The organism is Erwinia pyri, from assembly GCF_030758455.1.
Lineage (GTDB): Bacteria > Pseudomonadota > Gammaproteobacteria > Enterobacterales > Enterobacteriaceae > Erwinia > Erwinia pyri.
Map to the genome: position 1 here is coordinate 1 of NZ_CP132356.1, position 5,809 is coordinate 5,809.

Consider the following 5,809-nt stretch of genomic DNA (forward strand, 5'->3'; position numbering starts at 1 on the left):
GCCGAACGCAACGCCGGACACTGGTACTCCGACCCGCCTGAATACCGATGTCCGGGTACAAGATTATCGTGATGTGCTGGAAGCCATTACCAATGCTGAGACTACGCAGGATTTACCCGCCATTATCCCCGTTGATAACTCGACGCCACAGGGAATTGGTTATTACTTAGAGGCACATCTGGGTACGGTTCGCTCTGCCTTGCGCGATGCCCTGAAGCATGTTCGCGTGCAGAACAGCACCGATGTTGAAGCCCTGCTTAGTACTGTCCTGACTGAGTTGGTTAATCAACGCATCCGTAGCCGCAGTAACGAGCTGGGAGAGCTTGCAAGAGGGAAAGCGAATACCGAGGGGGAAATACTGGCTAAGACTCTGAAAAGCCGCCTGCGTGGCTGTATGGAACGTACAGCGCTGTTACGTGAGTTTTCCCCGGATGAAGTAAAGATACTAACCGAGCATGTCAAAGCCGGCCGCAATAAGTTTGCTGAGAATCTTGCCAGTCGGAATGTGGCATTCCTTGCTGAAGATCCCGACTGGCAGAGTGCCGCCGATGCGCTGGCGGCGTCTGCTGGCGCTAAGTCTGTAACCGTCGATATTGAGCCTGTGCAGGATGCAGGGAATAGCGTCTTAGTCCGGCCACAGCATGGCGGCTGGGTATTATGTGTATGGGCAGAGTCTGGTTGGTATCCGATTCAGGCAAGCGCCGGGATTGCCGGGCAGGCACGCGCTGACCGCGCCAGCTTCAATGCACTACGTAGTGCGGCGGGTAAATCTGCAATCAGTACCAGCGGGGGGCTATTCCGAGATGAGTTACGCTAAGCCGCTGAGTTCCGGGAAGCACCCAACTAACCGGGAACTACAGCTTATGCGGCTGGGATACCCGGAGTACAGCCACCGCCTACAGGTTATTCGTGAACATTCCCCAGAACGGTACGCAGCCATCATGGGGAAGGCCAAAACCTACATCGACACGGGGTGGAATTGCCGTAATTGCAGCGGTAACGAGCGTTATACCCGCAACACCGCGTGCTGTGATTGCGCCCGCTCCCGTGCCCGGTATGCCTTCACCCTTCTTGAATGCCATCCCCATCTAACCGTGTACACCCCACCGAACCCTGAAGCCTCTGAGCGGTACCAGCAGCGCATCCAGCGGGCAGAGTACCGCAAGTACTACCTGCGCAAGCTGTCCGAGCTGGGCGAGATTCAGTGCGGCGGCTGGACACTCAACCGGGGCGTGCTGATACAGGGTGCAGAGCGTATCCCGTTCCTGAATCCAACGCCTGAGCAGCGTCACCGGATACAGAATGATCCAGCGTCACAGGCTATCTGTGAGCACGTCCAATCTAAAATCGGAGAGTTACCGGGCTGACCGGGAAGCCTCCACAACGCGAGGTTCAGCATGAGTACTAACCGCAGTATCACCGCATCTAACCGTGTACCCCATCCCGCCTGTAGCCCCGTCTCCGTGCAGCAAGCCGCAGTATTCCAGCGTAGCCTCCGCATTGACGAGGCGTCACCCTCCGGGCTTGTGTGGAAGCAGGACAGCAAAGGCATTGCTAAGACGTTCCGTCCGGCTGGCGCTGTAGCTGGTAGCCAGAACAACCGGGGAGTATGGCGTGTTGGCATTAGTGGAAAGGCGTGGGCTTGTTCCGTGGTAATCCGCGCTATACGTGCTTTACAGGATGCACAACAGAGCGCTAAGGGGGCTTGATGAACGGCTATCACCTTGTATTCAAAGAGTCAAACCTACCTACCGAAGTCCCGCCAGTACAAAGCTATGCCTGCCTGAGCAATGAATCACCCAGCGGTATGCAGTGGCGCAGTGGCGATACGGTTCTACCTCTCACATTCGGCTCTTGTGATGACGTTCTGAGGACGTGGCCGCCTGACGTTGCAGAGCAGTACAAACACCAGCACCTGTTCCCAATGAGTTATCAATGTTATATCCAGACCGGATGGAGTATCGAGAAGATTGGCTCTGCGTGGGAAGTCGAACGGGCAATGGAATGGTTCCCGGCTGCTGTTGTGCGGGAGCATTTAGAGCTTCAGAGAGAGATAGAACTACTGGCTGGAGTGGTAGCCAGAGGCCGCGCCTGACACCGGAGAGCGCCACTGGCAAGGGTGCCCCTGTGCATTCTAACCGACCCCTGTGCATCGTAAGTCTTTGGTCTGCGCTAGAAAGCACAAAGCCGATTAGGGATTTACGCCCCTAACCGGCTCTGCTAATCTGGCTCTGATAGTGCGTTGCAGCTCTACCAAAGTCAGCCTCGACACCTGTACTTTAGCAACGCGGGGCTAGCTTGTCACTACCTCGATACAACCATTCAACGACATTAACACTTCACTATCCAATCTCAGTACTCGATCTTTGCCCGGATTAAACAGGCTAAATAGTGGTGCAACGTACCTGTGAACGATACACAGGCTCTACCAGCGATTCAGACACGCTTCCTTTGGGATACACGTCTACCTGATACCGAGAGACTGAGAGGGATCACCAGCAGCACGAGGGAACGGCTGGAACCTAATACAGAACTGCCCTGATGCAGTCGCTACGCTCCGCTTGTGGTTAGTACCACTACGGGGCATTAGGCTCTGCTTGCTCTTTTTCAGCTATACCCCTTAGACGCCCTGTAACGCATTCTAAGCAGCTTTGAGCTTATCTGGTACATTCGTATCCCTTATAGCATTTAATGCGCTGTGAGTGGCTCCTGTGCGCCCTGTTACTCCCAGAACCGTTGCCACCATGTGCGGAGTGTGACCTGTTGCGTTATCGGGCTAGGCTCCGGCTGTTCCTGTACCGGCTCCTGCTCCGGTTTGTGCTCTAACCTGCGCACCTCCTGTAGCTCCGCCTTTAGCCCCGCCACTTCTTCCCGCAACGCCCGCATTTCGGCTACAAGTTCAGCCATTACCTGTGTTGCATCACCCTGTCCATGAGTGTCCCGTGACACTGTAGCTTCCTGTCTTATCTCACCGTAAACCCTGATTAGCTCTGATGTCTCAATGCTACGCCTACCGTCCGACTCAGTGCGGTACGACAAGCGGCCTGCGTTCATATCACGATACAGTGTAGAACGGGCTTTCTGTGCCAGCTTCTGTGCCTGTCCGATGTTGTGCCAAGCCATACTATCCCCAATGTCTCAGAGTGTCCGATGTGAGGTTAACCCAAAAACCTTGCGACCTAAAAATATTATGCACAGGTAAGGGTGTCCCTCCACTTCAACAGCCGCTCTCGCCCCCGTGCGCCCTCCGGGCTGGGGCGCTGAGCTGGCAGGGGGCTGGCCGCCCTTTAAAGCTGGCGTACTGAGTTGCGCCGGGCTACTCAGAATTCAAGTAGCGTTACCTGTTCATCTCTTGTTCCGTGCCTGCCTGTTCTATCCCTGTGCTGCGCGTGCTCTCTGCCTGTCTCTAATGGGTATGCCCTTATTACACAGCATGCGGGAGTATCATAAGACTATCTCAAATAGTTTATTGACACCACTCACAGTGCCGTGTATCTTATACCTCAACAACGGAACTTAACGGATACTTGAGGTAAATATGAGAGATGTGCTGATTTACTGCCGGGCTAGCACCGCAGAGCAACACGCGGATAGAGCGCTGGAATCATTGAGGGAGTTCAGCAAAGAACGTGGCTGGCGCGTACAGCGTGAGTTCATTGAGAATGCCAGCGGTGCGGTACTGGAACGCCCTGAGTTGGACGCGTTACTGAACGTAGCCAGAACCGGGGATGTGCTGCTAGTGGAGAGCATAGACCGCCTGAGTCGCTTAACCGGGGATGAATGGGAGAGGCTCAAAGCGGCGATACAGGGCAAGGGTTTGAGTATCGTAGCCGCTGACTTACCTACATCATGGCAGTTACTCAATAGCCCAACCTCAGACCTCACCAGCGGCATTCTAAGAGCTGTTAACAGCATGATGATAGATATCCTCGCCACTATGGCACGTATTGATTACGAGACGCGTAGAGCGCGGCAGGCGCAGGGTATCGAGAGAGCAAAGGCAGAGGGTAAATTCAAAGGTAAACAGAGGGATACAGATCTGCGTGAGAAGGTGCAGGGCTACCTACAGAAGGGAACATACAGCGCCGATGAAATAGCCAAAATAGTTGGATGCGGCAGGGCTACCGTGTTTCGAATTAAGAAGGAATTAAGCGCTGGTTTGAACACACCGTAACCTGTTGTTTTGTTTGGTGTGTGCTTAGAACGACACTCTTGGAGGAAGGGGGATAGCCGTAGAGTGTACTTAAGAACGACGCTCTACGGAAAAGGGGATAACCCTACACCATCCACATGTAAGAGTACGAGAAAGCATTTAGATAAGCCTTTCATGTTGAGAGGCTTACCGATGCCACTTCTACTCCCTTAACAATAATCAAACGTTAGAGGAGAGGAGAATGATTAGTACCGATGATTTGCCTGAGCAGTTCAGCAGCACGCCAGCCGGGCTGAGTAAGACCGATGCCGCAATGTGGGGCATGTTCCAGCGTGGCTGGACTCCGAGCGCTGGAGACCTGCAAGCGCCGTGTATTGGCAGCCTGTACGCCCGTTATCAAGCTGAGCATGGCAGAGCAGACCTTAAGGCCGCAGTAGCAGCCAAGTATCGCGCTGAGGCTGATATACGCCGTATCGCCATGCAGAACCCGAACCGAGTTAGCCTGAACCAAAGCCAAGTGACCAACGCTGTACGCACCTCGCTGGATGTTTACCACACAGGCGAGACACAACCGAGTATCAGCATTGTTCGCGACCTATTACCCGGAAAGGATGTGAAGCCCGTTATGAGCAGACCACAGCAGCGTAAACGCATGAAGAAGGCTTTAAAAGCTAACGCCAGCCACCCGGCTGTAGTCACCGCGCAGGCACAGGGGAACCCAATCAGGATGGATGCCGATACCCTAAGTTCCGGTCTAATGAGCTTACAGAACGCGGCTATGGTTGTGCGCAAGCTGAATGACCATGAGAGACGATTGCAGGCAGAGGAAGCGGCAAGCGCTGACCTAGCGCGACGCGTGGCTGAGCTGGAAGCGCGACTTATGTCTGTAGAGACCGGGGCGTCATTAGCTGAGCAGGCGGCAAGCCTTAAGGCGGCTGGTAAGAAGCAGCAGGAGATTGCGACCGCATTGGGCGTATCCGTCAATACAGTTAAGTCGTGGTTACGCCGTAGTAAGTAATGGGTGCAAACTGGGTGCACTTGCACCCACCTAAAAGCCTCAAAAGTCTTATATATAAATATATATGTAACCCCCCTATCCCGTCCCGCCCGGTGTAAGCACAACCCAACCCAACCTAACCAGCCCCGAACCAAACCGCAGGGATCATTGCAGCGGTTCCGTTCGTGTGTCTGGCTTTCAACAGAGGATTCAAGAATGAGTAATAACGATTATTGGCACCCCACCAGCAAGCCTAAACGTGATTGGGGATTCGGCTCTGTGCAGAGTAAGAAAACGTCCCTGAACCCGATGGAACGACAGCGCCTACAGGACATTGGGCGCAGCCTCCGCAGCGCAAGCGGTGGCAGGCATCAACGCCTTATCGAGGAAGCAGACCGGCTGATAGGCAACCGCGAGTTAACAGCCGCCGATGCCCGTATGATCGCGCTGTACGCTAAATCCGGCTCCGCAGCGGGCGCTAACGGCGACACTGGCATTAGTGAAAGCTGGGGCGAGGCGCTCAACCTCCTGCGAGATGCGCAGGACACAAGCCCCGACAGCGGTACCGAGTAATCAAACTGAGTAATCAAACTGAATAATAAACCTAGAGGAAACAACATGCTGACTACAAACGACTCCGCAGTAACTGTACTGCCAGT

The 5,809-nt window shown here is 54.3% G+C and carries 8 protein-coding genes; 7 read left to right on the forward strand and 1 reads right to left on the reverse strand.

The genetic code is table 11. The features are described 5' to 3' along the window. The 4 genes from Q3V30_RS22620 to Q3V30_RS22635 form a co-directional block, all read left to right on the forward strand. On the forward strand, nucleotides 1–817 hold an 817-nt coding region (locus Q3V30_RS22620; protein ID WP_306213651.1), incomplete at its 5' end, for a hypothetical protein. A 46-nt stretch (nucleotides 818–863) separates the two neighbouring features. Then, entirely contained in the window at nucleotides 864–1,367 is a 504-nt protein-coding gene (locus Q3V30_RS22625; RefSeq protein ID WP_306213653.1) for a hypothetical protein, read from the forward strand. A 30-nt stretch (nucleotides 1,368–1,397) separates the two neighbouring features. Then, nucleotides 1,398–1,709 (forward strand): hypothetical protein, encoded by a 312-nt coding sequence (locus Q3V30_RS22630; protein WP_306213655.1) that lies wholly within the window; start codon nucleotides 1,398–1,400, stop codon nucleotides 1,707–1,709. Then, a complete protein-coding gene (locus tag Q3V30_RS22635) occupies nucleotides 1,709–2,095 on the forward strand; it encodes a hypothetical protein (RefSeq protein ID WP_306213657.1) in 387 nt (128 codons plus the stop codon). Before Q3V30_RS22630 ends, Q3V30_RS22635 begins: the two co-directional genes overlap by 1 nt. Before the next feature lie 626 nt (nucleotides 2,096–2,721). On the opposite strand, the gene Q3V30_RS22640 is transcribed toward Q3V30_RS22635, so the two are convergent. Further along, nucleotides 2,722–2,949, reverse strand: coding sequence for a hypothetical protein (locus Q3V30_RS22640; protein WP_306213659.1), 228 nt, complete (start codon nucleotides 2,947–2,949; stop codon nucleotides 2,722–2,724). Nucleotides 2,950–3,538: 589 nt separating this feature from the next. Between Q3V30_RS22640 and Q3V30_RS22645 the strand changes: the two genes are divergently transcribed. The 3 genes from Q3V30_RS22645 to Q3V30_RS22655 all read left to right on the forward strand — a co-directional run bounded on the left by Q3V30_RS22645 (nucleotide 3,539) and on the right by Q3V30_RS22655 (nucleotide 5,723). After that, nucleotides 3,539–4,174, forward strand: a complete 636-nt coding sequence (locus tag Q3V30_RS22645) for a recombinase family protein (RefSeq protein ID WP_306213661.1) — start codon at nucleotides 3,539–3,541, stop codon at nucleotides 4,172–4,174. A 220-nt stretch (nucleotides 4,175–4,394) separates the two neighbouring features. After that, nucleotides 4,395–5,171, forward strand: a complete 777-nt coding sequence (locus Q3V30_RS22650) for a sigma factor-like helix-turn-helix DNA-binding protein (protein ID WP_306213663.1) — start codon at nucleotides 4,395–4,397, stop codon at nucleotides 5,169–5,171. 195 nt (nucleotides 5,172–5,366) lie between these two features. After that, the gene (locus Q3V30_RS22655) at nucleotides 5,367–5,723 is read left to right on the forward strand and encodes a hypothetical protein (RefSeq protein WP_306213665.1); all 357 of its coding nucleotides are present in this window, start codon (nucleotides 5,367–5,369) and stop codon (nucleotides 5,721–5,723) included. Nucleotides 5,724–5,809 lie beyond the last annotated feature (86 nt).